Source organism: Streptomyces sp. MMG1533, assembly GCF_001279775.1.
Classification (GTDB): domain Bacteria; phylum Actinomycetota; class Actinomycetes; order Streptomycetales; family Streptomycetaceae; genus Streptomyces.
This window is the reverse complement of sequence record NZ_LGDG01000214.1, coordinates 51,009-76,091: the sequence shown is the minus strand read 5'-3', so window position 1 is coordinate 76,091 and position 25,083 is coordinate 51,009. Positions and strand designations below refer to the sequence as shown.

21 protein-coding genes and 2 pseudogenes are annotated in these 25,083 nt (G+C 70.7%); 14 read left to right on the top strand and 9 right to left on the bottom strand.

The window, feature by feature from the left end:
- Positions 1 to 136: 136 nt before the first annotated feature.
- Complete coding sequence (locus ADK57_RS22550; RefSeq protein WP_053751325.1) at positions 137 to 835, top strand: TetR/AcrR family transcriptional regulator; 699 nt, start codon at positions 137 to 139, stop codon at positions 833 to 835.
- Here the strand turns inward: ADK57_RS22550 and ADK57_RS22545 are convergent.
- The gene (locus ADK57_RS22545) at positions 823 to 2,325 is read right to left on the bottom strand and encodes an LVIVD repeat-containing protein (protein WP_053751324.1); all 1,503 of its coding nucleotides are present in this window, start codon (positions 2,323 to 2,325) and stop codon (positions 823 to 825) included. The two genes, ADK57_RS22550 and ADK57_RS22545, sit on opposite strands and share 13 nt — an antisense overlap.
- Before the next feature lie 192 nt (positions 2,326 to 2,517).
- Here ADK57_RS22545 and ADK57_RS22540 point away from each other — a divergent pair, with 192 nt between their 5' ends.
- Positions 2,518 to 3,171, top strand: coding sequence for a DUF305 domain-containing protein (locus tag ADK57_RS22540; RefSeq protein ID WP_053751323.1), 654 nt, complete (start codon positions 2,518 to 2,520; stop codon positions 3,169 to 3,171).
- 38 nt (positions 3,172 to 3,209) lie between these two features.
- Here the strand turns inward: ADK57_RS22540 and ADK57_RS22535 are convergent, their stop codons facing one another.
- Positions 3,210 to 3,674 (bottom strand): DUF6214 family protein, encoded by a 465-nt coding sequence (locus ADK57_RS22535; RefSeq protein WP_053751322.1) that lies wholly within the window; start codon positions 3,672 to 3,674, stop codon positions 3,210 to 3,212.
- Between the two features lie 209 nt (positions 3,675 to 3,883).
- On the opposite strand from ADK57_RS22535, the gene ADK57_RS22530 reads away from it, so the two are divergent.
- Both ADK57_RS22530 and ADK57_RS22525 read left to right on the top strand, forming a co-directional pair.
- Positions 3,884 to 5,230: an FAD-dependent oxidoreductase gene (locus ADK57_RS22530; RefSeq protein ID WP_053751321.1), complete on the top strand. Its 1,347-nt coding sequence runs from the start codon at positions 3,884 to 3,886 to the stop codon at positions 5,228 to 5,230.
- Between the two features lie 128 nt (positions 5,231 to 5,358).
- Entirely contained in the window at positions 5,359 to 6,756 is a 1,398-nt protein-coding gene (locus ADK57_RS22525) for a nucleobase:cation symporter-2 family protein (RefSeq protein WP_053751320.1), read from the top strand.
- Here the strand turns inward: ADK57_RS22525 and ADK57_RS22520 are convergent.
- A complete protein-coding gene (locus ADK57_RS22520) occupies positions 6,679 to 7,029 on the bottom strand; it encodes an ArsR/SmtB family transcription factor (protein ID WP_053751319.1) in 351 nt (116 codons plus the stop codon). The two genes, ADK57_RS22525 and ADK57_RS22520, sit on opposite strands and share 78 nt — an antisense overlap.
- Before the next feature lie 120 nt (positions 7,030 to 7,149).
- Between ADK57_RS22520 and ADK57_RS22515 the strand changes: the two genes are divergently transcribed.
- Entirely contained in the window at positions 7,150 to 8,229 is a 1,080-nt protein-coding gene (locus ADK57_RS22515; protein WP_053751318.1) for an NADH:flavin oxidoreductase/NADH oxidase, read from the top strand.
- A 333-nt stretch (positions 8,230 to 8,562) separates the two neighbouring features.
- On the opposite strand, the gene ADK57_RS22510 is transcribed toward ADK57_RS22515, so the two are convergent.
- The gene (locus tag ADK57_RS22510) at positions 8,563 to 9,843 is read right to left on the bottom strand and encodes a PHB depolymerase family esterase (protein WP_053751317.1); all 1,281 of its coding nucleotides are present in this window, start codon (positions 9,841 to 9,843) and stop codon (positions 8,563 to 8,565) included.
- 93 nt (positions 9,844 to 9,936) lie between these two features.
- Positions 9,937 to 11,034 carry a non-reducing end alpha-L-arabinofuranosidase family hydrolase gene (locus ADK57_RS22505; RefSeq protein ID WP_234390369.1) on the bottom strand — a complete coding sequence of 366 codons (1,098 nt, stop codon included), beginning with the start codon at positions 11,032 to 11,034 and terminating at the stop codon, positions 9,937 to 9,939.
- Positions 11,035 to 11,341: 307 nt separating this feature from the next.
- Between ADK57_RS22505 and ADK57_RS22500 the strand changes: the two genes are divergently transcribed.
- Both ADK57_RS22500 and ADK57_RS22495 read left to right on the top strand, forming a co-directional pair.
- Complete coding sequence (locus ADK57_RS22500; protein ID WP_053751315.1) at positions 11,342 to 12,319, top strand: pectate lyase family protein; 978 nt, start codon at positions 11,342 to 11,344, stop codon at positions 12,317 to 12,319.
- A gap of 32 nt (positions 12,320 to 12,351) precedes the next feature.
- Positions 12,352 to 13,155, top strand: a complete 804-nt coding sequence (locus ADK57_RS22495; protein WP_053751314.1) for a pectate lyase — start codon at positions 12,352 to 12,354, stop codon at positions 13,153 to 13,155.
- Between the two features lie 78 nt (positions 13,156 to 13,233).
- Here the strand turns inward: ADK57_RS22495 and ADK57_RS22490 are convergent, their stop codons facing one another.
- Positions 13,234 to 13,995 carry a PaaX family transcriptional regulator C-terminal domain-containing protein gene (locus tag ADK57_RS22490; RefSeq protein ID WP_053751313.1) on the bottom strand — a complete coding sequence of 254 codons (762 nt, stop codon included), beginning with the start codon at positions 13,993 to 13,995 and terminating at the stop codon, positions 13,234 to 13,236.
- A 72-nt stretch (positions 13,996 to 14,067) separates the two neighbouring features.
- Between ADK57_RS22490 and ADK57_RS22485 the strand changes: the two genes are divergently transcribed.
- Both ADK57_RS22485 and ADK57_RS22480 read left to right on the top strand, forming a co-directional pair.
- Positions 14,068 to 15,723 carry an acyl-CoA dehydrogenase family protein gene (locus tag ADK57_RS22485; protein WP_053751312.1) on the top strand — a complete coding sequence of 552 codons (1,656 nt, stop codon included), beginning with the start codon at positions 14,068 to 14,070 and terminating at the stop codon, positions 15,721 to 15,723.
- A 120-nt stretch (positions 15,724 to 15,843) separates the two neighbouring features.
- Positions 15,844 to 17,883, top strand: a complete 2,040-nt coding sequence (locus tag ADK57_RS22480; protein WP_053751311.1) for a hypothetical protein — start codon at positions 15,844 to 15,846, stop codon at positions 17,881 to 17,883.
- 72 nt (positions 17,884 to 17,955) lie between these two features.
- Here ADK57_RS22480 and ADK57_RS22475 read toward each other — a convergent pair whose 3' ends face one another.
- Positions 17,956 to 18,540 (bottom strand): hypothetical protein, encoded by a 585-nt coding sequence (locus ADK57_RS22475; protein ID WP_053751353.1) that lies wholly within the window; start codon positions 18,538 to 18,540, stop codon positions 17,956 to 17,958.
- A 282-nt stretch (positions 18,541 to 18,822) separates the two neighbouring features.
- On the opposite strand from ADK57_RS22475, the gene ADK57_RS22470 reads away from it, so the two are divergent.
- Positions 18,823 to 19,908, top strand: a complete 1,086-nt coding sequence (locus tag ADK57_RS22470; protein ID WP_053751310.1) for a WD40/YVTN/BNR-like repeat-containing protein — start codon at positions 18,823 to 18,825, stop codon at positions 19,906 to 19,908.
- Positions 19,909 to 20,220: 312 nt separating this feature from the next.
- Here ADK57_RS22470 and ADK57_RS51345 read toward each other — a convergent pair.
- Positions 20,221 to 20,378: pseudogene (locus ADK57_RS51345) on the bottom strand (hydroxyisourate hydrolase); the annotation flags it as partial.
- Between the two features lie 16 nt (positions 20,379 to 20,394).
- Positions 20,395 to 20,728, bottom strand: a pseudogene (locus ADK57_RS47710) (2-oxo-4-hydroxy-4-carboxy-5-ureidoimidazoline decarboxylase); the annotation flags it as partial.
- A gap of 369 nt (positions 20,729 to 21,097) precedes the next feature.
- Here ADK57_RS47710 and ADK57_RS22465 point away from each other — a divergent pair.
- The 4 genes from ADK57_RS22465 to ADK57_RS22450 all read left to right on the top strand — a co-directional run bounded on the left by ADK57_RS22465 (position 21,098) and on the right by ADK57_RS22450 (position 25,082).
- Positions 21,098 to 22,072, top strand: coding sequence for a lytic transglycosylase domain-containing protein (locus ADK57_RS22465; RefSeq protein WP_234390367.1), 975 nt, complete (start codon positions 21,098 to 21,100; stop codon positions 22,070 to 22,072).
- Between the two features lie 121 nt (positions 22,073 to 22,193).
- Entirely contained in the window at positions 22,194 to 23,258 is a 1,065-nt protein-coding gene (locus ADK57_RS22460; protein WP_053751309.1) for a sigma-70 family RNA polymerase sigma factor, read from the top strand.
- A gap of 112 nt (positions 23,259 to 23,370) precedes the next feature.
- Entirely contained in the window at positions 23,371 to 24,315 is a 945-nt protein-coding gene (locus ADK57_RS22455; protein WP_053751308.1) for an ABC transporter ATP-binding protein, read from the top strand.
- The gene (locus ADK57_RS22450) at positions 24,312 to 25,082 is read left to right on the top strand and encodes an MlaE family ABC transporter permease (protein ID WP_053751307.1); all 771 of its coding nucleotides are present in this window, start codon (positions 24,312 to 24,314) and stop codon (positions 25,080 to 25,082) included. The genes ADK57_RS22455 and ADK57_RS22450 overlap by 4 nt, the downstream gene beginning before the upstream one ends.
- The last annotated feature ends 1 nt before the right edge of the window (position 25,083 follow it).

Here is a 25,083-nt window from a genome sequence, read left to right as displayed (position 1 = left end):
GAAGGCACGCTCGCCCGCCTCGGACGATCCCCCGCGTCGCCCGAGGCAGACGGCAGCCCCGACCAGGCCAAGACGAAGGCCGGCCCGGAAGCGCTGAGTATAGTTGGCTGATAGCCAGTCAACGCAGGAGTACAGCATGTCCCCGCGCAGCGCCTCGGTCAATGAAGAGTTGCGCCGGCGTTCCCGGGAGCGGCTTCTGCAGGCGGCGGTCGAGCTGGTCAGTGAGCGCGGGTACGAGGCGACGACACTCGGCGACATCGCGGACAGAGCCGGCTCGGCGCGCGGACTGGTGTCGTACTACTTCCCCGGCAAGCGCAGACTCGTGCAGTCCGCCGTGCACCGTCTGATGCACGGCACGCTGGCGGAGGCGCTGGAGCGCGAACCGCTCACCGAGGACGGCCGGGAGCGGATGGCGCGGGCCATCGACGCGATCCTGGGCCTGGCGCGGGACCAGCCCGTGCTGATGCGTCAGCACATGGCCGGAATCCTGCAGGCCGAGGGCTTCGTGCAGTGCCCGGAGCAGCAGCGTCTGTCCCAGCTGCTGCGGGACACCGTCGCCCGCCACGGCTCCGAGGACGTCGAGGCGGACTACGCCATGCTGCGCGCCCTGCTGATGGGCGCGGTCTTCGCGGCCCTGGTGCCGGGGGTGCCGATGTCCGTGCCGGTGCTGCGGGCCGAGTTGTTCAAGCGGTACCGGCTCGACTGGGAGCTGGGGATCCCGTCGGACACCGAGGCGGCGTCCGACGGGACGTGCGACAGGGATCTGTCACGGTTCTTCGCCACCGGGGCCGCACCGGAGTGCGGTCCCGAGGCCCGTACGGCTCAGCCGAAGTAGTCCGGCTGCGTCTGGACGTTGAGTTCGCCCAGGCGGACCCGCTTCGCCGGGTCGGTGCGCCGGTCGTCGAGCTTCAGCACGTCGAAGCCCTTGGCGATGTCGTTCGAGTAGATGTAGCCGTTGTAGTAGTACGCCGACCAGGGACCGGCCGTCGTGAGCTGCTCGGTGTTCACCGGGCCGCGTTCGAAGTAGGCGATCTCCTTCGGGTGGGCGGAGTCGGTGAAGTCCCAGACGGAGACGCCGCCCTGGTACCAGGCCTGGACCATGATGTCCTTGCCCTTGACCGGGATCAGCGAGCCGTTGTGGGCCACGCAGACCTCGACGGCCGCCTGGTGGCGGGGGATCTTGAAGTAGCTGCGGAAGACGAGCTTGCGGCCGTCGCCCTTGCCAACGATGTCGTAGACGCCGTCGGCACCCTTGTTCGGGCCGATCTCCGCGTTGCAGGTGGCCGCGCCGCCGCCGCCCAACTCGTCGGTGAAGACGACCTTGTTGGCCTTCTGGTTGAAGGTCGCCGAGTGCCAGAACGCGAAGTTCACATTGTCCTGCACCCGGTCGATGACCTTCGGGTTCTCCGGATCCTTGATGGAGAAGAGGATGCCGTCGCCCATGCAGGCGCCCGCGGCCAGGTCCTTCGAGGGCAGCACGGTGATGTCGTGGCAGCCGGTGGTCTTGGAGACACCGGGGTTGGTGGGCGCGCCGGGGTTGCCGCCGCCGTCCGGACCCTCACCGGGGAAGAGCACCGGGAAGCCCACGACCGCCGCCTTCTCGGGCGCGTTGCGCGGCACCTTGATGACGGAGATGCCGTCGTGCGGCGGCTGGCAGTCCGGGTAGGTGGCGTTCGGCGAGTACGAGGAGACGTAGACGTAGACGTTTTTCCGCTCGGGCACCAGCGTGTGGGTGTGCGAGCCGCAGGCGGTCTCGACGGCGGCGACGTACTTCGGGTTCGTCTTGTCGCTGATGTCGAAGACCTTCATGCCCTCCCACGACGACTTCTCCGTCGCGGGCTGCGTGGTGCTGTTGCAACTGCTGTCGCTGCGCGAGGAGTCGGTCGACAGGAAGAGCAGGTTCCCGGAGACGGATATGTCGTTCTGCGAGCCGGGACACAGGACCTGGGCGACGGTCTTGGGCGCCTTCGGATTGCTGATGTCGAAGATGCGGAAACCGTCGTAGTTGCCGGAGAAGGCGTACTTCCCCTGGAAGGCCAGGTCCGAATTGGTGCCGGGCAGGACGTCCTTGGGGATGTTGACAAGGTGTTTGATGTTGGCGGAGTGGACGATCTCGTCCTGGCCCGGTATCTCGCCCTCGGCGATCGCCGCGCGGACCTCGGCCTCGTCGCTCTTGGACACCTCCTCGCTCACGGCCGGAGCGTCCCCGGGGTCGGGGGTCGCGGCCGCCGGGCCGGCCGTCAGCAGCGCCGCCAGGAGGCCGACGGCTGTCGCGGCAACTCCCAGGCGTCTGTGCCGCGTTCGGAGTTCGTTCAACAGGATCACTGTTTCCTCCCTAGTGCCGTTCGTGTGGGAACGGTTCACGCACCACCGAAGTATCGTCTTCACCATGCACATATCAACAGGGGGCAACGAAGACGTAATGAAGGTTTGTGATCAGTCACGCGCCCAAGCGTGCTAGGACGGTCTTCGACACTCACGAGGTGTCCCCCAACCCGCCTGCCACAGGAGGTCGTTGTGCCCTTCCTTCGCGCGTACCGCGCACCCCTCGCCGCGGCCTCGCTGGCCGCCCTGGCCGTACTCGGCCTCGGGGGCTGCGACTCCGGGTCGGACGCGAAGTCGGCCGCGGCGACCGGGCCTTCGGTGCTCGTGCCGGGCAAGCCCGGTGAGGCGAACCGGACGATGTCCGCCGAGGACGCGGCGCAGCAGCGCACCGAAGACGACTCCCCCAACTCGGCCGACATCGCCTACGCGCGGATGATGATCGAGCACCACGCCCAGGCCCTGGAGATGACCGGACTGGCCCCGGGCCGCGTCGAGTCCTCGAAGCTGGAGAAGCTGACCGAGCGGATCGCCGCCGCCCAGGGGCCGGAGATCGAGAGCATGCGGGCCTGGCTGACGGAACACGGCGAGGACGAGAAGGGCGACGGCCACGAGCACGCCTCGATGCCCGGCATGGCGACCGAGGCCCAGCTGAAGAAGCTGCGCGCGGCCAAGGGCAAGGCGTTCGACGAGCTCTTCCTCACCCTGATGATCACGCATCACGAGGGCGCGATCACGATGGCCACGGATGTGAAGGCACAGGGCAACAACATCCGGATCGAGGAGATGGCCGACGAGGTGGTTGCTCAGCAGACCAGCGAGATCACGCGGATGCGGGACATGCAGTGACCGTGGCCTGTTAGCCGCCCATCACACAACAGGACTGCTCAGCGCCGTGCGTGGCGGGGCGTCAGATAGCCCGCGTCACGCGCCTGGGCGATCAGCCGCAGCGACTTGCGGCGGCTGTGCCCCGTCGCGCACATCACCGCGAGCACGGGGTCGACGCCTCCCTCCTGGGCCGCCCGGTACTCCTGCGCGACAAGCCACCGCCCCTCGACGCCGCGCGGCCACGCGGGGCGGGCGCGGCGCGATCCGGCCACCCCGGGCTCGGGCCCGGCTCCGACTCCCGGGACTTCGGCGAGCGGGCCCTCGAGCCAGTCCGCGAGCGCGGCCAGGTCGTCGAGGGACAGCGCCGGCCGGGCCCGGACGTCCTCCAGGGAGACACACCCCTCGGCCACCACGGCGAGCGCGTCCACCCGGGCGCCGTCGCCGAACTCCAGCCGGACGTCGAACCATGTCGTCGTCACGGAGTCCTCGCCCTCCCGCACTTCCCACGCGGGCCACACGGACACGGCTCCGTCCGTCGGACATCGATCAGAAAGATTGAGAAAGGATGCTTCCAGCACACACGCAACGTAAGCGCATGATCACACTCCATACGAACGGACACGCATGCCCGTCCTGCGCACAGCACCCTGTCAGCGGAGCGGCGGCAGTGCGATGCTGGAGGTGACAGCGATCTCCCGTCGACCCCTCGGGTCCCCCGGTGAGGAGTTCCGCCGTGCTGCATGTCGCCGTCGTCGGCTCGGGACCGAGCGGGTGCTACGCCGCCCAGAGTCTCGTCCAGCAGGACGCCGAAGTGCGCGTCGACGTCCTGGACCGGCTGCCGTGCCCGTACGGCCTGGTGCGGTACGGCGTGGCGCCGGACCACGAGAAGATCAAGTCGCTGCAGAACAATCTGCGCATGGTCCTGGAGCACGAGCGGGTGCGCTTCCTGGGCGGCGTCCAGGTCGGCCCCGAGGGCGTGCCGACCGCGCGGCTGCGGGAGCTGTACCACGCCGTCGTCTACTGCATGGGTGCCGCCACCGACCGGCACCTCGGGATTCCGGGCGAGGACCTGCCGGGCAGCTGGTCGGCGACGGAGTTCGTGTCCTGGTACAGCGCGCATCCCGACTCCGCCGCCGACGGTTTCGTGGTCGGTGCCCGGTCAGCGGTGGTCATCGGCGTGGGGAACGTCGCCGTGGACGTCACGCGGATGCTGGCCCGGGGTCTCGCGGAGCTGAACCCGACCGACATGCCGCAGGCGGCGCTCACCGCGCTGGCCGCGAGCCAGGTGACGGAGGTCCACATGGTGGGGCGGCGCGGCCCCTCCCAGGCCCGCTTCACCACCAAGGAACTGCGCGAGCTCGGCGCACTGCCGGGCACCGAAGTCGCCGTGGACCCGGCGGAGCTGGCCCTGGATCCGGCCTATGCCGACCCGTCCGGGCTGCCCGCGGCGCAGCGCCGCAATGTGGAGGTGCTGCGCGGCTGGGCAGAGAGTCCGGCGAGGGGCCCCGAGCCTCACCGGATTCGGCTGCGCTTCTTCCTGCGGCCCGTCGAACTCCTCGCGGACGGGGGGCGCGTGGGCGCGGTGCGGTTCGAGCGGACGGTGCCGGACGGGCACGGCGGGGTGACGGGCACGGGCGTGTTCGAGGAGATCGAGGCCCAGTTGGTGCTGCGTTCGGTGGGCTATCGCGGGGTGCCGCTGGAGGGGCTGCCGTTCGACGCGGCGAGCGGCACGGTGCCCAATGCCGCCGGGCGGGTGCTGCGCGCGGGCGTGGTCGCGCCGGGCGAGTACGTGGCGGGCTGGATCAAGCGGGGGCCGACGGGCGTGATCGGCACCAACCGGCCGTGCTCCAAGGAGACGGTGACATCGCTGCTGGAGGACGCCCCCGCGCTCGCACGCAAAGATCTCCCCGACGAGCCGCTCGCGGCACTGCGCGCCGACGGGATCCGGCCCGTCCAGTGGTCGGGGTGGCAGGCGATCGAGCGGGCCGAGGCGGAGCTCGGGGCCTCGCTCGGGCGGGGCGTGGTGAAGCTGCCGGACTGGGAATCACTGCTGACCGCGGCGCGATCGGCCGCCCCCTAGCGGCTTCGCGGGCAACTGGGTGGGCATGACACACATCGGCAACGACGCCGAAATCAACAAACTGTTCAAGCCTCGTACGGTCTCATGCTGTTCGAATATTCCCAGCCACCCGCCGCTCTGGAGTGCCCATGGCAACGACCGCACCCGTGCATCCCGTCGACGAGGTCCCACCCGTACGACAACTCGCCGCCTTCGGTCTGCAGCACGTGCTCGCGATGTACGCGGGCGCGGTGGCCGTGCCGCTGATCGTCGGCGGCGCGATGAAGCTGTCGGCCGCGGACCTGGCGTATCTGATCACCGCCGACCTGCTGGTGTGCGGGATCGCCACGCTCATCCAGTGCATCGGCTTCTGGCGGTTCGGCGTGCGGCTGCCGATCATGCAGGGCTGTACGTTCGCGGCGGTGTCGCCGATGGTGCTCATCGGTACGACGGGCGGCGGACTGCCCGCGATCTACGGCTCGGTGATCGTCGCGGGACTCGCGATCGTGTTGCTCGCGCCGGTCTTCGGCAGGCTGCTGCGGTTCTTCCCGCCGCTCGTCACGGGCACCGTCATCCTGATCATCGGCATCTCGCTGCTGCCGGTCGCGGGCAACTGGGCCGCCGGGGGCGTCGGCGCGGAGGACTTCGGGGAGCCGAAGAACATCGCGCTCGCCGCGTTCGTGCTGGCCGTGGTGGTGGGCGTGCAGCGGTTCGCCCCGGTGTTCCTGAGCCGGATCGCGGTGCTGATCGGCATCGCGGTGGGCCTGGCGGTCGCCGTTCCCTTCGGGTTCACGGACTTCGGCGGGGTCGGGGACGCCGACTGGGTGGGCATCAGCACGCCCTTCCACTTCGGCGCGCCCACCTTCGAGGCGTCGGCGATCATCTCGATGCTGGTCGTGGCACTGGTGACGATGACCGAGACGACCGGCGACCTGATCGCGGTCGGCGAGATGACCGACCGGAAGGTGGAGCCGCGTTCCCTGTCGGACGGGCTGCGCGCCGACGGCCTCTCCACCGTCCTGGGCGGCATCTTCAACACCTTCCCGTACACGGCGTACGCGCAGAACGTCGGCCTCGTCGGCATGACCCGGGTCCGCAGCCGCTGGGTCGTCGCCACCGCGGGCGGCATCCTCGTGGTGCTCGGCCTGCTGCCCAAGCTGGGCGCGGTGGTCGCGGCGATACCGGCGCCGGTCCTCGGCGGTGCGGGCCTGGTGATGTTCGGGACGGTCGCGGCGAGCGGCCTCAAGACCCTCGCCCAGGTGGACTTCAAGGGCAACAACAACCTGACCGTGGTGGCCGTCTCGGTCGCCATGGGAGTGCTGCCGGTCGGCGTGCCGACGATCTACGAGAAGTTCCCGGACTGGTTCCAGACGGTGATGAACAGCGGTATCAGCGCGGGCTGCCTGACCGCGATCGTCCTGAACCTGCTCTTCAACCACCTTCCGGCGAAGGCGGGTTCAGCCGACGCCTCAGTCACCGAGACGGCCGGCCTGCCGGGCGGCGGCGTCGAGGAGGGCGTCCAGAAGTCCCGGGAAGAGGTCGTCTAGGTCGTCCCGGCGCAGGCCGTTCATCTTGGCCGTGCCCCGGTAGATCTGCCGGACCACCCCGGCCTCCCGCAGCACCCGGAAGTGGTGCGTGGTCGTGGACTTGGTGACGGGCAGGTCGAAGTGCGAACACGAGAGCTCGTCGCCGACAGCGGCGAGCTCTCGCACGATCCGCAGCCGCATCGGGTCCGACAGCGCGTGCAGCACGGATTCCAGCCGGATCTCCTCGCGCGCCGGATGCGGGAGGTCACGGCTGCTGACGGCGGGGGAGGTCACGGCTGCTCCAGATGCTCGGGGAGTCCATTGTACGAGAGGTCTCGTAGTTTGACACTTCCCGTACTACGATGCCTATCGTACGAGTCGTCCGTCGCCCCGCGCCGATTGGAGCAGCTCGCCATGAGCGCCCTCTTCCAGCCCCTCAGCCTGCGTGACCTGACCATCCCGAACCGGGTCTGGATGCCCCCGATGTGCCAGTACTCGGCGGCACCGGAAGGGCCGGAGACCGGCGCCCCCGACGACTGGCACCTCGCGCACTACGCGGCGCGCGCGGCCGGCGGCACGGGCCTGGTGATCGTCGAGGCCACCGGCGTCAGCCCCGAGGGCCGGATCTCCCCGTACGACCTCGGCATCTGGAACGACACCCAGGTCGAGGCGTTCCGCCGGATCACCCGCTTCCTGGTGTCCCAGGGCACGGTGCCCGGCATCCAGCTCGCCCACGCCGGCCGCAAGGCTTCGACCGACCGGCCCTGGACGGGCGGCGCGCCCCTCGGGCCGGACGCGTACGGATGGCAGCCGCTGGCACCCAGCCCGCTCGCGTTCGACGAGAACCACCCGGTACCGACCGAACTGACGGTCGATCAGATCCAGGAGGTCGTCGGCCGGTTCGCGGACGCGGCCTGCCGCGCCCTCGCCGCCGGCTTCGAGGTCGCCGAGATCCACGGCGCCCACGGCTACCTGATCGGCAACTTCCTCTCCCCGCACTCCAACCACCGCACCGACGCGTACGGCGGCTCGTACGAGAACCGCACCCGCTTCGCCCTCGAGGTCGTCGACGCCGTGCGGGCCGTGTGGCCCGACGACAAGCCCCTCTTCTTCCGCATCTCGGCGACGGACTGGCTGGACGACGGCGGCTGGACGCCGGACGACACCGTCCGCTTCGCCCGCGACCTCCAGGCCCACGGAATCGACCTCCTCGACGTCTCCACCGGCGGCAACGCCTCCGGCGTCCGCATCCCGACCGGCCCCGGCTACCAGGTGCCCTTCGCCGCGCGCGTCAAGGCCGAGACCTCACTCCCGGTCGCCGCGGTCGGCCTCATCACCGACGTCGAACAGGCGGAGAAGATCCTGGCCAACGACGAGGCCGACGCCGTACTCCTGGGCCGCGAGCTGCTGCGCAACCCGTCGTGGGCACGGCAGGCGGCGCGCGAGCTGGGCGGGGACGTGCACGTTCCGGACCAGTACCACCGGTCGGTCTGAGCCCGAACGCCCCGGGCAGGGGGCGTCTCCTCCCGGAGGAGTACGACACCGCAGGGGATTGCTTCCCCAGGGTCGGGGGCAGTGTCTCCCCGGGCACGATGTGCCCGGCACCGGGGGCGACGAGGCTGGTCGGCATCAGGCAGTCGCATCAGGCATGAGGAGGGCGTCATGAACCGCCAGACCCGCATCCGCGTCAGTCACCGTCCCAGGCCCGCGCGCGACACCGAGATCGACCGCAGGACACCCTCGGGACGGCTCCTGCCGTACTGACGCCCTCATGACCGCACGGGCGACCGGGGAGCGGCACCCCGGCCACCCGTGCAGCACGCAACGTCAACCTGTGCAGGCCGTCCCGTTGAGCGTGAACGAGCCCGGAGCCGCGCTGTTCCCGGTGTGGTTCGCCTGATAGCCGATGGTGACGCTCGCGTTCGGCGCGAGCGTCCCGTTGTACGTGGCGTTCGTCGCCGTCACCGCCCCGGACACCGGTGCGTACGTGGCGCCCCAGCCGTTGGTGATGGTCTGGCCGGTGGGGAGTGTGAACGCGAGCTGCCAGCCGTTGACCGACGTCGTACCGGTGTTGGTGAGCGTCACCGAAGCGGTGAGGCCCGTGCTCCAGGCGTTGGTCGTGGCTGTCACCTTGCAGGCGCCGGGCTGGGGTTGGGGCGCCGGCCCCGAGCTGTCCAGGCCGAAGAAGGTGAGTGCGCGGGCCGCCATGCCGCTGGCATAGAGGTTGTGCCCGATGCCCTGGAGGCTGATCGCCTCGACGGGGGCACGGTCACCGGTGGCACCGTAGCGGGTGCGGGTCCAGCCGGAGACGGGCGTGTCGGTGGCGGCCGGGGTCTGGCTGACGCCCAGGACGTTCGTCCACTGCTTGATCTCCTCCCCGAAGTTGGGATAGCGCAGCACGTCGTCCTCGGTGCCGTGCCACACCTGCATGCGCGGCCGGGTGCCCGTATAGCCGGGGTAGGCGGCGCGGACCAGGTCGCCCCATTCCTGCGGGGTGTGGGTGATCGTGCCGCCGGAGCAGGCGCTGTTCCACTCGGAGCCGTCGGTGGTGGCGAAGCAGCCGAACGGCACGCCGGAGAAGGCGGCGCCCGCCGAGAACACGTCGGGGTAGTCGCCCAGCAGGACGTTGGTCATCATCGCGCCGGAGGAGATGCCGGTGGCGAAGATCCTGCTGGTGTCGGCGGCGTACCTGCCGGTGACCCAGTCGACCATCGACTTGATGCCGACCGGGTCACTGCCGCCGCCCCGCTTCAGCGCCTGGGGCGAGGAGACGTCGAAGCACTTGCTGGCGCGGGTGACCGAGGGGTACACCACGACGAATCCGTAGCGGTCGGCCAGCGAGGCCCACTCGGTGCCGGAGTACATGGCAGGGCCCGAGCCGGTGCAGTAGTGCACGGCGACCACGACCGCAGGGTTCGCGGTGACACTGTCCGGCACGTACAGGTACATCTGGAGGTTGCTGGGGTTGGTGCCGAAGTTCGTGACTTCGGTGAGCGTCGCGGTGGGGGCGGCCTCGGCGGCCGGCTCGGGGCGGGCCGAGGCCGTGGGTGCGGTGAGGAAGGTGGCCGCGAGCAACGGCACCAGTGCCGCGAGCAGCGTCACGAGCACCGAACGCAGGGGTCTCCTCGGGGTGTTGCGGGGGGTGATGGGCACGTCCTTGTCCCTTTCTGGTCGCGGCTGTGGGGACGTGGTGCGCGGATGTCAGCAGGTGGAGTTCGTCTGGGTCAACAGGCTCAGACGCCAGGGAAGTTGGGAGTAGTCACCGCTCGCGGCCGGGTCCATCCCCTGGTAGAGGAACCGCAGCCGGCAGGGGTTGATCGTGAGCGTCTGGTCGACGCCGTCGCGGAGCATCTCGCCGTGGCTGAAGTCCTTCGTCCAGGCCGGCCGGCCCTCCGCGAACGTCACGTTGCCGGACCGGATGAACGCGTTCGCCTCGGTGTCCGCCAGAGGCGTCCATGTGCCGCCCAGGCTGTCGGCCGTCCAGGCCCGGAAGTAGCGGCGCCAGTCGGACTTGGTGGCCAGCGCCTCGACGAGCATCAGGTACTTGCCGCTCTTGCCGAGGCGGTAGACGTTGCTCGCCTCGAACAGGTCGAAGCGGTTGGGTTCGGCCAGCACGATCTCGGTGTCGCCAAAGCCGTTCGGGAACTCGGCGAGCGTGGTGCGGGAGCGGTACTGGTGACCGTTGTCGTCGGAGAAGAACAGATGGCAGTCGGTCTTGTCGCAGATGGTCCAGAAATCCAGCCAGAAGCCGTTGCCCTTGTTCTCCGTGAGGACGGGGGGCTCGCTGTCGAAGAAGTAGCGCGGGGCGCTCCAACTCTCCGGCTTGGAGGGGTCGGTGGTGGTGGAGTACGACGGCGGACCCGTCTGGTAGACCATGTACCAGAGCTTCTGTGGGGCGAAGTAGAACACCTGGGGCGCCGCGGCGTACCGGTCGCCGATGTTCGGATTGGCGTCCAGGAAGGTCTGCGGAGCGGCCGCCGCCCCGGACCAGTCCTTGAAGCTGGTGTACGCCAGACTCCACCGGCCGGCGGTGTCGGCGGTGGTCGCGTAGACGTGCCAGCGGTTCTTGTAGCGGAAGACCGTCGGGTCCTTCACCGAGACGATCGGATGGTCGGCGTCCGGCTTGGGAGCGATCAGCGGGCCGGTCGAGGACCAGGTGAAGGAGCCGGGCAGCGGGTCCGGTCGAGCGGCCCCGGAGTCGCCCGCTACGGCCGGGCCGGGCGACAGTGCGGCCATACCGACGGCCAGTAACGCGAGCACCAGCCCGCTGATGTACGTACGCATACGTGGAGTCGTCATCGACCGGCCTCTCACGGAAGGGAAGCATCCGCCGAGCATCGTGGCATGCACATGGCTGCCGTGGAAGCGCTCCCACGCTACGAAAGAATTCGCTCGCGCCGCCCACCAGGAGTGACCGAATGCGTTCTGCGCAAAGCGTTGACTAGAAAGCGCTTGCCCCCTACGTTCCGTTCAGCAGTGTGACCGACCCGCTCTCCCCCAGGCCTACACAGCCACTCTGCACGCGCGCGGCGAACAACATGACGTACGACGTTCACGTACCTGACCCACCAGGCACCCGCAAGCACCTCTGAAGGGACGCACCCGCATGCGTACTCTCCCCCCACGTACACACGCGCAAAGATCAGCACTGGCAGCCGGCGCGGCCGCTCTCGCGACGGTCGCCGTGCTGGCCCTCCCCCAGTCGGCCGGCGCCGCCGAGAGCTCGCCGATCGGGTTCGGCGCCGGAACGACCGGCGGCGGCAGCGCCTCTGCGGTCACCGTCTCGTCACTGAGTGCCTTCAAGACGGCCGTCACCGGCAACACGGCGAAGGTCGTCAAGGTCAACGGCCTGATCTCGCTGAGCGGTCAGGTCGACATCGGCTCCAACACCACGGTGCTGGGCGTCGGTTCGGCGTCCGGGTTCACCGGAGGCGGGCTGCGGCTGAAGAACGTCACCAACGTCGTCGTCCGCAACCTGAACATCAGCAAGCCGCTCGCGCCCGCCGACGGAGTGACCGTCCAGGCGTCGACGAAGGTGTGGATCGACCACAACTCCTTCTCGGCCGACCGGGACCACGACAAGGACTACTACGACGGTCTGCTGGACATCAACCACGGCTCCGACAACGTCACGGTGTCCTGGAACACCTTCAAGGACCACTTCAAGGGCTCGCTCGTCGGTCACAGCGACAACAACGCGAGCGAGGACACCGGGCACCTGAAGGTGACGTACCACCACAACCACTTCAGCAACGTCTACTCGCGCATCCCCAGCCTGCGCTTCGGCACCGGCCACTTCTACGACAACTACGTCGAGGGCGCCGACACCGCCGTGCACTCCCGTATGGGCGCGCAGATGCTCGTCGAGAACAACGTCTTCCGTACGACGAAGGTCGCGGTCACCACGAACCGCAGCAGTGACGTCGACGGATTCGCCAACCTGCGCGGCAACGACCTGGGTGGAGCCGCCACCGAGGTGTCGCAGGTCGGCACCTTCACCACCGCTCCGTACAGCTACACCGCCGAGCCCGCCTCCTCCGTCGTCGCCTCGGTGACGAGCGGCGCGGGCGCCGGAAAGCTCTGACCACCCCCCAACCAGGAAGAAGGAATCGGGACATGACTTCTTCGGCTCCTCCGCGCGCCCGCAGGCGTGCAGTGACCGGCTCGCTGGCCGCAATCGCTCTCTCGGCTGGCATGATCATGACACTTGGCGCGCCGCAGGCGACTGCCGCCACCTGGCCCACCGCGAACGGCAGCCAGGCCGTCTCCTCCACGATCTCGCTGTCCGGCACCAAGGACTACGGGATGAAGCGCCTCTACGGCACCGGCGACCTGGGCAGCGGCAGCCAGGACGAGGACCAGGGCCCGATCCTGTCGCTGGCCGCCGGCACCGTCCTGAAGAACGTCATCATCGGCGCGCCCGCGGCGGACGGCATCCACTGCGCGGGCAGCTGCACGCTGCAGAACGTCTGGTGGGAGGACGTCGGCGAGGACGCGGCGACGTTCCGGGGCTCCTCGTCGTCCAACGTGTACACCGTCTCGGGCGGTGGCGCGAAGTCGGCCAGCGACAAGGTGTTCCAGTTCAACGGCGCCGGCACGCTCAACGTCTCCAACTTCGCGGTGCAGAGCTTCGGCACCTTCATCCGCTCGTGCGGCAACTGTTCGACGCAGTACAAGCGGACGATCAACCTCAACACCATCGAGGCGACCTACTCGGGAAGCAAGCTCGTCGGCATCAACACGAACTACGGCGACAGCGCGACCCTGAAGGGCATCACGATCGTCGGGGACTCCAGCAAGAAGATCGTCCCGTGCCAGAAGTACATCGGGAACAACACGGGAGCGGAGCCGACCACGAACGGCTCCGGCCCCGACGGCACCTACTGCAAGTACTCGAGTTCCGACATCACCTACAAGTAGTCCCCCAAGTAATCCCCCCACGGTAGGTGAGGCGGCCGTCCGAAGCGTCCCCGCACGGCGCTTCGTACGGCCGCCGTGTCATGCGCCGAGAGCGCGCTGAGGCACCGTGTCCGCCAGCTCTCCCTGATAGCCCGTGTACGCGGAGCGCAGGTCCGTTCCCGGCCAGTCCCGCGGCAGCAGTTCGGGGGGCAGGACGGGATCGGCGAGCAGGTGTCGTACGACGGCCGCGAAGGCGGTGAGCCGGTCCGCGGGCCGGTCCGCGCGGGCCACGTGGGTGACGTGGTCGAGCAGCGCCCGGGCGGTGGACGCCCAGGTGTCGAGGGGCCACAGGCTCGCCGCCAGCCCGGGCGCGGGCCGGTCGGGGCGGGCCTTGTAGTGCTGGGCCACCTCGTCGAGGTCGTCCGGGAGCGGACGACTCAGGTTGGCGGGCCGGAGCCACACGCCTTCGCGGAGTTCGGCGAGCCTGAGGGCGGCCAACCGGGCGCGCAGATCGGCGCGTTCGGCGGGGCCGCGGCCCGTCGCGGTGATCACGACCATCTCCCAGTCGCCGTCCCACGCGCGCGTGCGGGGGTGTACGGCGTCGTCCTGGCGGCGCTGACGCGCCAGCAGCCGGTCGCTGAGGCGGTGGACCGAGTCCGTGCGCCGCAGATCACCGGCGGCCACCATCCGGCTGAGCGCGGCCCGCAGCGTGGAGCCGCCGACCCCGAACGGCTCCACCGCGCGGACCAGGTCCTTGACGGGGAGCTCCGGCGGATGCGCGCCCAGCAGCAGGCTCAGCACGACCGACCGGGCCGACAACGGCCGCAGGTCGACCTCGTCGAGCCGCACGTTCCTTCGCATGGTCACGTACTGTACGGCCGCCCTCCTTGTTGCATCATTGCTACAACCGCAGCGATAGTGCAACATGACCGTATGGTCTCGACACCCGCACCGGAACGGTCCACCACGCACGACGTCACCAACCAGCCCCCTCCTCTGGCCCCGTACGACGCGTCCGAGGACGCCGCCCTCCTCGAGGGGCTGCGCCGGGAGGGCGCCGAGTGGGCCGAGGAGGGCATCCGGCGGCTCGGCCTCAGGGCCGGCGGCGCGCAGGCCCAGGAGTGGGCCGAACTGGCCAACCGCCATGAGCCCGAACTGCGGACGCACGACCGGTACGGCAACCGTGTCGACGAGGTCGAGTTCCATCCGAGCTGGCACCACCTGATGCGGGTCGCGGTCGGCGCAGGGCTGGCGGGCGCACCCTGGGCGGACGACCGGACCGGAGCCCATGTCGCCCGCACCGCGGGCGGGCTGGTGTGGGGACACACCGAGGCCGGCCACGGCTGCCCCACCTCGATGACCTACGCGGCGGTCCCCGCGCTGCGCAGGCAGCCGGAGCTCGCGAAGGTCTACGAACCGCTGCTGACCGGCCGCGAGTACGAGCCGGAGCTCGGCGTGCCGACCGAGAAGCGCGGTCTGCTGGCGGGGATGGGGATGACGGAGAAGCAGGGTGGCTCCGACGTCCGCACCAACACGACGGCGGCCACGCCCACCGCCGAACCGGGTGTGTACACGCTGCGCGGACACAAGTGGTTCACGTCGGCGCCGATGTGCGACGTGTTCCTGGTGCTGGCGCAGGCCCCGGACGGACTGTCGTGCTTCCTCGTACCGCGCGTGCTGCCCGACGGCAGCCGCAACACGTTCCGCATCCAGCGCCTCAAGGACAAGCTCGGCAACCGGTCCAACGCCTCCTCCGAGCCCGAGTTCGACGGGACCGTCGCCTGGCTGGTGGGCCCCGAGGGGCAGGGCGTCAAGACGATCATCGAGATGGTCAACTGCACCCGGCTGGACTGCGTGATGATGTCGGCGACGCTGATGCGCAAGACGCTCGTGGAGGCCGCTCACCATGTGCGTCACCGCAGCGCGTTCGGCTCACGGCTGCTCGAACAGCCGCTGATGCGCAACGTCCTGGCCGATCTCGCGCTGGAGTCGGAGGCGGCGACAGCCCTCACCCTGCGGCTGGCCGGCGCGGCCGACCGTGCGGTGCGGGGGGACACCGGCGAGGCGGCGTTCCGCCGGATCGCGACCGCCGTCGGCAAGTACTGGGTCACCAAGCGGGGCCCGGCCTTCACCGCGGAGGCCCTGGAGTGCCTCGGGGGCAACGGGTACGTCGAGGAGTCGGGCATGCCCCGCCACTACCGCGAGGCTCCTCTGCTGTCGATCTGGGAGGGCTCGGGAAACGTCAACGCGCTGGATGTGCTGCGGGCGTTGCGGCGCGAGTCCGGCAGCGCTCAGGCCCTCTTCGCCGAACTCGCCCTGGCGCAGGGGGCGGACGCCCGCCTGGACACGGCCGTGACGCGGCTGAAGGGGCAGTTGGCGCAGACCTCCGAGGCCGGTGCGCGGCGGCTGGTGGAGCTGATGGCCCTGACGCTGCAGGCATCCCTGCTGGTCCGGCACGCTCCTGCCGCGGTCGCCGACGCCTTCTGCGCGACCCGGCTCGGGGGCGACTGGGGACACGCCTTCGGCACGCTTCCCGACACCGCCGACCTGGACGCGGTGCTGGCCCGAGCACTGCCCGACGGCGGCTGAGTCTGCGCCCCGAGGAATCTTCTCGGCCGGTTCGCACACAGTCACCCCGCGATTCCGCTTCGTTGTCAGTGCCGTGGTGCAGACTCACGATCAGTTGGGACTTCGCCTGGGGAGGACAACGTGTTCACGGGGATCGACGAGGTCGACTGGACCTCTCTGCAGCATGCGTACGGCAGTGCGGAGGACGTGCCCGGATGGCTGCGGGGGCTCGCTTCGGCGGACCCGGCCGAGCGGGAGATCGCACTGGACCGGATGTACGGCGCGGTGCACCACCAGGGAGACGTCTACGACTCGACGCTCGCCTGCGTTCCGTTTCTGTTCGCGCTCGCGGGCAGCGAGGAGGTGCCGGACCGAGGCGACATCGTCGAACTCCTGGTGAGTATCGGACGGGAGAGCGAGGGGCGGGCGGCGGACGGCACGTACGCGTTGGCCGGTTCCGCGGTCCGCACCCGTGCCGAGGTCTTCGCCGGGCTGAGCGGGGACACGGACGCGGCGGTGCGCGGGGCCGCCGCGGGCGCTGTCGTGCGGTTCGGCGACGAACCTGTCCGGGTGCTGGGCCTGTTGCGGGAACGGATCACGGTGGAGCGGGACGACCGGGTGCTCCTCGCCCTGGCCGAGAGCCTCGGTCTGTTCGTACGACGGCACCCCGGCCACGCCGCCGAGGCACTGGAACTGCTGGTGGCGCAGAGCGCGGCTCCGTACGGGCCCGGGTTGCGGCTCGCCGCGCTCGGTCAGCTCGCGGGGTGCGCCCCCGACCGGCTCCCGTCCGACCTGGTCCCTCTCGCCGTCAGGCTGCTCAGGGAGCGGTCCGCGCGACGGCCCGTGCGGCCGGAGGAGGCCGAGGATCCCGGCACCGACTCGCTCGTCGGCCGGCTGCGGCGGCTGCGGCCCTCGGACGAGGAGGGCTCGCAGCTGCTGCGAACCCTGCACACGGCGCTCGACGACCGGGTGGACGACCGGATCGCCCTCCTGGAAGGGCAGTTGACCTGCCCGGATGCGACCGACCGGTGCAACGCGGTGTGGATGTCGGCGGGGCTGATGCGCGAGTGGCGCGCTGACTGTGCAGGGCTCGTCGCGCTGATCGGGGCTCAACTGGGCTCGCCGGAGGACCGGTTGCGCGATGCCGCGGTGTCCGTCCTCACGGACCTCTTCGAACTCGCCGCCCCTGCCGCCGACGACCTCGCCGCGCTGGTGTCCTCCCGTCCCGGCCTGTGGGTACGGCACTGGGAGCGCGGGGTGCCGACGCTCGGCGGTCCGCTCATGGCCCTTGCCCGGAGCGGGGATCACCGGGCGGTGCCGATGCTCGCCGAGGTACTGGCCGGGCCGGTCGTGCCCGGTGATCTGGGGCAGGCGGTCCGCCATCTGGGCCCGGACGCGGCGCCGCTCTTGCCCGCGGTGCGGCGCGGGCTCGGTGAGACACCCCTCGACTCGCCCGAGACGTCCGCCCGGGCCGTGCCCCTGCTGTCGGCGCTGGTCGCCCTGGGGGACGCTGCCCCGGATGACATGTCCGGAGGTGTCGGAGAGGCCCTGCCGGAGGTGCTGCGGCTGGTCCGCAGAGTGCCTGTCGGGCTTCGTTCCGGTGACGCCTACGTGAGCTCCGTGGTCCGGGCGGTGGGCGTGTTCGGGTCCGCCGCGCGGGAGGCGGTGCCGGTGCTGCGAGGGCTGCTGGACACCGAGTACGCGAGCGCGGCGGCTCGTGCGTTGTGGGAGGTGGAGGGGGACACGACGGTCGTACTGCCCGTTCTGATACGGGAGTTGGCGTGCGGGGAGGCTCTCCGTCGCGGGTCGGCCGCGGAGGCGCTGTCGCGGATGGGGGCACAGGCGCGCCCCGCGGCGGAGGCACTGCGGCGTCTGACGCGGTCCGGTCCCCCTTGGGAGCGGGCGACCGCCGCGTGCGCCCTGTGGCGGATCGCCGGGGACACCGAATCCGTCCTTCCGGCGCTGCGCACGGTCTGGACGGAGAGCCCGCACACACGTGTCACGGTCGCCGGGTGTCTCGTCGGAATGGGGACGGCCGGAGCGCCCCTGCGGGACCTGGTGGAGTCGGAGTTGTCCGCGCGCCGACGCCACTTGGCGCTGCCAGGGGGCTACAGCAGCCACGACGTCTGGAAGGACGAACGCTTGCTGAGGCTGTGCCGCGCGGCGCCGGCGGGCGGGTAGGCAGGCCGGCGAAGCGCCTGCTGTGCCGTGCGGGTCCGCGTGCCGGTGTCACGGGTACGCGGACCCGCACGGTCAGCCCGTCGTACGCCCCCACAGCGGGCCGAGCAGCGCCCATTCCGCGTCCCACTGCTCCATCCGGCGGCGCTCCAGACGCCCGCGCAGGATCCGGCCGCCCACGAAGGGGACGGCCCCGGCGCTCACCCCTATCAGGCCGCCGACCAGGGCGGCCCGCAGCCGGGCCTGGGACTCGGTGGCGGGCTTCGAGACCAGCCGCCCCTCCGGGTCCGTCCACACGGTGACCGGGGCCCCGAAGGCGCTGCCGGGCGGGACCCTGACCTGTCCCGTGTGCGCGGAGCCGTCCGCCGTGCTCCAGCGCACCTCGGCCCACACCCGCTCGCCGCTCGACGTCTCGGAGGGCGCGTCGGACGGCCCGGGCGCCTGCTCGGTGAGGTGGGCCACGACGGGCCGCCACTCGACGCGTTCCCGGGCCAGCCCGTGCTCGACGGACCAGGTCACCGCCAGGCCCGCGAGCACTCCGGCGAGAACGGTGAGCACCCAGGCGCCGAGCACCACCCAGGCCTCCAGCACATCGGCCCCACGTTTGAGCGGACTGCGCCGCCAGCGCCACAGCCACACCTTCGGACCACGGAACGCCATCGAAGGCATCCTCCTCATCAGCGCCAGAAGTGAGCGCACGAACATGCCGTACCGCACTCCCATACGGGAGACACCTCTTCGATGCTCACGCCAACTTCCCCGACTCGCCTCTTCGCGGGTCCCTCGACGGTGCGGAATCTGCCCGAAACGGGCCCGCGGAGCTGCCCGGCAAGCTACCCTCGCCGCGCTGACCTGCGGCGGAGCCACTTCCAGGGGTGACTGTCAGTGGTGGGGTGCAGACTGGCGGATGTCTGAGACGAAGACGTCGCGGAGGTGACCGGCATGACCGAAGTACTGCTCGCCGTGGGCACACGCAAAGGCCTGTTCATCGGGCGTAGGCGAGGTGGCGCGTGGGAGTTCGACGAAAGCCCGTATTTCAACGCGCAGGCGGTGTATTCGGTCGCCATCGACACCCGGGGCGAGCGTCCGCGGCTGCTGGCCGGCGGCGACAGCGCGCATTGGGGACCGTCCGTGTTCCACTCCGACGACCTGGGCCGGACCTGGACCGAACCGGCGCAGCCGGCCGTCAAGTTCCCGCCGGACACGGCCGCCTCGCTGGAGCGGGTCTGGCAGCTGCACCCGGCGGCCGCCGAGCCCGATGTGGTGTACGCGGGCACGGAACCGGCGGCGCTGTACCGCTCCGAGGACCGCGGGGAGAGTTTCGAGCTGGTCCGCCCCCTGTGGGAGCACCCCACGCGGTCCAGGTGGGTGCCGGGCGGCGGCGGTGAGGGGCTGCACACCGTGCTCACCGACGAGCGGGATCCGCGCGCGGTGACGGTGGCCGTGTCGACGGCCGGCGTGTTCCGTACGAAGGACGGCGGCGCGAGCTGGGAGCCGTCCAACTCCGGTGTCTCCGCGGTGTTCCTGCCGGACCCGAACCCGGAGTTCGGCCAGTGCGTACACAAGGTGGCGCGGGACGGGGCGACGCCGGACCGGCTGTATCTGCAGAACCACTGGGGGGTGTACCGCAGCGACGACGCGGGCGCGCACTGGACGGACATCGGCGAGGGCCTGCCGTCCACGTTCGGCTTCGCGGTGGCCACCCATCCCCACCGGGGCGACACGGCGTACGTGTTCCCGATCAACGCCGACGCGGACCGGGTGCCCGCCGACCACCGATGCCGGGTCTTCCGCACGGCGGACGCGGGCAAGACCTGGGAGCCGCTCACCGCGGGCCTGCCCCAGGAGGACCACTACGGCACGGTCCTGCGGGACGCGATGTGCACGGACGACGCCGATCCGGCGGGCGTGTACTTCGGCAACCGCAACGGCGAGGTGTTCGCGTCGGCGGACGACGGCGACAACTGGCGGCAGTTGGCCTCCCATCTGCCGGACGTGCTGTGTGTGCGGGCAGCGGTGGTCGGATGATCAGGAACCGGTTACCGAGGGGCCGCTCGCTGGGCAGAGGCATTTCGTAAGTTCGGTGAACACCGGCGGTCGGCGTTGGCCCAGGCACAGAGCATCGCCGACGCCGGCTTCAACGTCGTCTCGCTGGCCAACGATCACAGCCTGGACGCCCGCCGCCTCAACTCGCCGACGCAGCGCCTCGCCCACAGAAATCACACCGCGTGCCTACGGACGCGTCGGCCTTCGCCTCGCGACTGGGCGTGGCGGAGGATCGCCCGGGGAGAATCCGGGGAGTATCCGCGCCACCGCCGGGGCCCTCCGACTCGCAGAACGCGCCGGGAGGTCCTTGCCCCGGCCGTCGGCGTCGGTCGCGGAGCCGCCGAGCCTCCCCCGTCCGCCATGCGCCCGGAGCGGGCGCAAAGCTGAACGGCGACGGCCTCGGCAGGGCGGCCGATCCTGGTGTCCAGGATGTGCGTGGCCACGGAGACCATGGTGCTCGTGCTGCTCTCAGCCCACCAGCCGGGTGAGACGGATGCGGTTGATCTTGCGCAGTTCGGCGCGGGGCGCGGACGATCCGGGTTCCCGCTCCGGCGCGTCGCCGATCCGCTCCTTGACGTCGTCCGGCTCCCCCACGGTCAGGCCGGTGGCGCAGATCAGGAAGGTATGGCCGAACTTGTCCTGGTAGGCCAGGTTCAGTTCGAGTATTTACGCCCCGAGGTCGTCGGAGGCCCCGGCCATGCCGCCCTGCTCCCGGGCCGAGGTGGGATGACCCGGCTTGGGTCCCGATCGGCGGGTGGTCGGCCACCGCCTCCGCCAGGTCCTCGGCCATCGCCTCCGCCAGGTCCTCGGCCATCCTCTCCTCCCCGATCACGTTGACCTGCAGCGAGACACGGGGGGCGCCGACCTCCGGAGCCTTGCCCGACCTGCGGTCCGAGAGTCAAGGGCTCCACGGCGGCGGAGTCGGTTCGTCCGTTGTGAGGCGACCCTGGCCGACACCGCCGCCCTGGAGAGCACGGGCGCTCACGAGGTTCCGGTTCTCTGCGACGGACCCGCCGCCGCGCCGCGTAGAGCAGAGGGAGGATCCACAGCGGGAGGGGAGTACAAGGTGGCAGTGCGTGTACGTGGAGGTGCCCTGAGAGGCGCGAGGGGTACGGCGATCGCGGCGGCGGCGATGGCCGCGCTCACCGCGTCACAGGCGCCGGGGACACTCATGGCAAAAGTTGCCGCGCCCGCGCGGCAGGCACCCCCGGAGCACGGGCCGAGCGTGTCCGGCGGCTCCCCGTACCGCACCGAACTCCCTCCGCTGCGGCCCGCCAAGGTACGGGCCGGCAAGCAGCGGCCGAAGGAGGCACCCGTGGCGGGCGGTGCGCTGCCCGAGACCGTGTTCGCCGCGTACCGGCACGCCGAGTCGGAGCTCGCGCGTACCGTGCCCGGCTGCCGGCTGCGGTGGCAGTTGCCGGCCGCGATCGGCCAGGTGGAGTCCGGGCAGGCGCGCGGCGGACGGGTGTCGTCCGACGGTACGGCCCTGTCGCCGATCCTCGGGCCGCGGCTGGACGGCGGCGCCTTCGCCCTCATCCGGGACAGCGACGGCGGGGCGTACGACGGGGACGCGGTGTACGACCGGGCAGTCGGGCCCATGCAGTTCATCCCGTCGACCTGGGCCGTGTGGGGCACGGACGGCAACGGCGACGGGCAGGCGGACCCGAACAACGTCTTCGACGCGGCGCTCGCCGCCGGACGCTATCTGTGCGCGGGCGGGCGCGACCTGTCGGACCCCGCCGACCTGAACCGGGCGATCCTCGGCTACAACCACTCGACGGCGTATCTGCGCACGGTCAGGGCCTGGTACACGTACTTCCTGGACGGACACCGGGTGGTGCCGGACCGGGCCACCGAGTCCCCGCAGGGCGGGGAGTCGTCCCGGCCGAGCCGCACACCGGAACCCTCGCCGAAGCCGTCCGGAGGGCCGGGCGACGCAACGTCGCGTACGCCGTCCTCCTCCCCTTCGCCCTCCCCCACCGGATCCCGGCCGGCCGGCGGCGGAGCATCCGAGGCGGAGGAGTCGGCAGCGCCTGGCGAGTCCGTTTTCCCCGTACCGGACCCGGGAGTTGAGCTTCCCGGCGACGACATACTGCCCGGTACGGGCCCGCTGGCCAGTGAAGGGAGGACCGACGCCGTCGATTAGGAGGTCGGACAACAGTGCGGACTCGATGGGTGCCACCCCCTCCACAACCGCCACTACCGGGCGGTAATGTCGCCCCCCGCCGGACAGCACGAGACCGGCGGGTGAGCGCGAAGGGGCCCTCATGGCGACGGACATGCCGGACATGCCTGCGGAGACGGCGGCAGCCGACGAGCGTTGGGAACGCATGTGGAGCCACCGTGAGCAGTTGCTCAAGGTGGCCCGGCGCAGGTCGATGAGTCCGGAGGACGCCGAGGACGCCGTGCACGAGGCGATGCTGCGCGCCGCCGAGCGCCCGGACCTCGACGACGAGCGCCTTGGTGCCTGGCTGACGACCGTGACCATGCGGCTGTGCGTCGACCGGTACCGCCAGGTGAACCGCGAGACGGAGGTGCGCAGCAGCCCCATGCTCGTCGCATCGGGGCCGGTACCCGTCGAGGAGGCGGTGTGCGACCGGGCCGAGGCCAGATGGCTGGCCGTGCGCAGCGGGGAGTTGCCCGCCCGCCAGGCGGAGGCGCTGCGGCTCAAGTCCGAGGACCTGGACGTGGGCCAGGTCGCCGTGCGGATGGGCCTCAGCTACCGCACGGTCGAGTCGCTGCTGGCCCGTGCCCGGCGCACCCTGCGGGCCTCGCTCGCCGGGACGCTCGGGCTGGTGCTCTTCCTGCTGGGCCGCGGGCGTCCGCGCTCGGGCGGGAAGGTGCAGGTCGTGGCGGCCGCCTCGACCGCCGCGACCCTGGCGGTGGCGGTGTTCGTGCTCCCGTACTCACTCGACGGCGACGAGAACGGGAGCGGCAGCACTCCGCGGCCGTCCGTGGGGAGCTCCGCCGAGGCGCTCCGGTCCGACGGCGGCGGCCGGAGCGAGGCAGCGGACGCGCGCGGCGCCTCGAACTCCACGCCCACTGCCCTGCCGGTGTCCGCTCAGCCGTCGGACGCCCTGCCGGTCGTACCGCTGTCCGTGCCGTCCCTTGCGGACGTCCCGCTGCCGGCACCCGAAGTCCCGCAGGTGCCCGCTGCGCCGGATGTCCCCGAGGTGCCCGTGCCGGATGTGCCGGGCCTGCCGGATGTGCCGGACGTACCGGCCGAGTCCTCCGTCCCGGTTGTCCTGGAGACCCCGGACGTCCCGGATGCCCCCCACGCGTCGTCGGCCCCCGCCGACGCACCCGACCTGGACGTGCTGCCGCAGAGCTGAGGGTGCTCCCGCGAACCCTCTCGAAAAAAATCCGCATCCCTGGCGACGGACGCCCCTCTCCTCCCCGTAGAGCACATGTCGGAGCTGCTCCACGGGCCGAAGGGTGTACCGGATGGGTGTCGAGATCTGTGTGGAAGGGCTGACCAAGTCCTTCGGTCAGCAGGTCATCTGGCAGGACGTCTCGCTGACGCTGCCCGCCGGGGAGGTCTCGGTCATGCTCGGCCCCTCGGGCACGGGCAAGTCGGTGTTCCTCAAGACGCTCGTCGGGCTGCTGAAGCCGGACCGCGGTTCGATCAGCATCGCGGGCCGGGACATCACGAAACTCCGTGAGCACGACCTGTACGAGGTGCGGAAGCTCTTCGGCGTGCTGTTCCAGGACGGCGCGCTGTTCGGCTCGATGCACCTGTACGACAACATCGCCTTCCCCCTGCGCGAGCACACCCGCAAGTCGGAGAGCCAGATCCGGCGGATCGTGCTGGAGAAGATGGACATGGTGGGGCTGATCGGCGCCGAGGAGAAGCTGCCCGGCGAGATCTCCGGCGGGATGCGCAAGCGGGCCGGGCTCGCCCGAGCCCTGGTCCTCGACCCGGAGATCATCCTCTTCGACGAGCCGGACTCGGGCCTCGACCCGGTGCGCGTGGCGTACCTCAACCAGCTCATCGTCGACCTCAACGCGCAGATCGACGCGACCTTCCTGATCGTCACGCACGACATCGCCTCGGCCCGTCAGGTGCCGGACAACATCGGGCTGCTGTTCCGGCGCGAACTGGTGCTGTTCGGCCCCCGCGAGCAGCTGCTGACCAGCGACGAGCCCGTCGTACGGCAGTTTCTGAACGGCCGGATGCAGGGGCCGATCGGCATGGCGGAGGAGAAGGACGCCGCCCAGGTCGAGCAGGAGCTGGCGCAGCTCGGCGACGGCGAGCAGACGAAGACCCCCGGCAGTCGGGCCCTGCCTCCCCGCCTGCTGCCGGGCCCCGGCATCACCCGCCCGCCCCGCTGGCAGGGGATCGCGAGACGCGAGGAGGAACTGCACCGCAGGGAGGTGGCGGACGTATGAGCCTGTCACCCACCGGAGCGCTGCGGCACTCGGGGAGTCTGTTCGCGATGGCGCTGGACGTGCTCCGGACCATCCCCCGACGGCCTTTCCAGGCAAGGGAGTTCATCCAGCAGGCGTGGTTCGTCGCAAGCGTCACGATCCTGCCCACGGCTCTCGTGTCGATCCCCTTCGGCGCGGTCATCGCGCTGCAGATCGGCAGTCTGACCAGGCAGCTGGGAGCGCAGTCCTTCTCGGGTGCCGCCTCCGTCCTCGCCGTGCTGCGGGAGGCCTCGCCGATCGTCACCGCGCTGCTGATCGCGGGCGCGGGCGGCACGGCGATCTGCGCGGACCTCGGTGCCCGCAAGATCCGTGACGAGATCGACGCGATGCAGGTGCTCGGCATCGACCCCATCCACCGGCTGGTCGTACCGCGTGTCCTCGCGTCGATGCTGGTGGCCGTGCTGCTCAACGGCCTGGTCTCGGTCGTCGGCGTCGCGGGCGGCTACTTCTTCAACGTCATCCTCCAGAACGGCACGCCGGGCGCGTACCTGGCGTCCTTCACCACTCTCGCCCAGCTCTCCGACCTGTGGGCGGCCGAGCTGAAGGCACTGGTCTTCGGGGCGATCGCCGCGATCGTCGCCTCCTACAAGGGACTGACGGCGAAGGGCGGCCCGAAAGGCGTGGGCGACGCCGTCAACCAGTCAGTGGTGATCACCTTCATGTTGCTGTTCGTAACGAACTTCGTGATGACCGCCGTGTACTTCCAAGTCGTTCCGCAGAGGGGCTGAG